The 1297-nt window shown below is 39.4% G+C and carries 1 protein-coding gene; it reads right to left on the bottom strand.

The window, feature by feature from the left end; all coding sequences use genetic code 11:
- The coding region (locus tag ASC50_RS00455) for a PDDEXK nuclease domain-containing protein (protein WP_056928555.1) at positions 1 to 1082 on the bottom strand (1082 nt) is incomplete at its 3' end.
- Positions 1083 to 1297 lie beyond the last annotated feature (215 nt).

Here is a 1297-nt window from a genome sequence, read left to right on the forward strand (position 1 = left end):
TTTTTATCACCACAGAGAATAAGCCCGATTGGGGGATTGTCGCCTTCTGCCATCTCATTTTCGCGAAAATAGTTGAGGTACACATTCATTTGTCCGGCATCGGCGTGACTAAATTTGCCGATTTTCAGGTCAATCAAAACATGGCATTTCAAAATGCGGTGGTAGAAAACCAAGTCAATATGGTAGTGTGTATTGTCGAACGTGATGCGTTTCTGCCGCGCTTCAAAGCAAAAGCCCGTGCCAAGTTCAATCAAAAACTGCTGTAGATGGTTCAAAAGGGCATTTTCCAAATCTGATTCGCTGTATTCCGCTTTCTCTTCCATCTCAAGAAAATTCATGAAATATGGATTTCTAATTATATCAGCCGTTTGCGCAGGTTTCATATTGTTGAATTTGGCAACAATCGCCTCCTTATTTTTTGATAATCCTGTCCGAACATACAAAGCAGTATCAATCGCCCGCTCCAACTCGCGAACACTCCAATTGTTTTTGATGGTCTCGACTTCGTAAAAAAGGCGTTCCAAAGGGTCATTTGCCCTTAATAATTCTAAAAAATGCGAAAAGGACAAACGCGAAAGGAGTAATTCAGACGGGATTGGGTACTCTTCTTGCAATTCAACAGACAGTGTCTGTTGAATTGCGAGTTCTTCCGTCAAAACTGATGTATCTTCCTCAAAATCAGCTGTTTGTAATTCGACAGACACTGTCTGTCGAATTGACAAAAATTGAGACGATATTGACATAAAATGATTATAATCAGCCTTTTGTAATTCGACAGTCACTGACTGTCGAATTTGAGGATACGCTTTATAAAAAGCACGACTATTTTTCAAAGACATCGCCGAATAGCCTTTCACCCCTTTGGCTTTGATGCTTTTGACAATTTCTTCGAGCAAGCGGGTACCATACTGTGCACGGTCTGCTCCATTTTGCTCATACTCTACGATGTAGAAGCCTGTCAGCCAATTTCTGATTGTCAGATTGCGATTGACGGCTTTGACTGCGTGTTGCTGCAACACATAATGCGTTTGATAGACATTGTCTATCAATTCGGCGAAATTTTGTTTTTGTACTAAATCCATAATGATTAAAAAGTTGTGGCAAAAATTATGTTAATGCCAAGTGAATAATTGGCGCAAAGGTACACTTTTTTTTCAAAACAAAACAACTCTATTTTCCAAAAATTATCCGTACCTTTGCAGCCGTAACAAAAAATAAAAAATAGTGTCTATATGAAAAAGTATAATTTTAATGCCGGTCCTTCTAATTTGCCGCAGGAGGCTGTGCTGAGTACGAT

It is taken from the genome of Candidatus Symbiothrix dinenymphae, assembly GCF_001431085.1.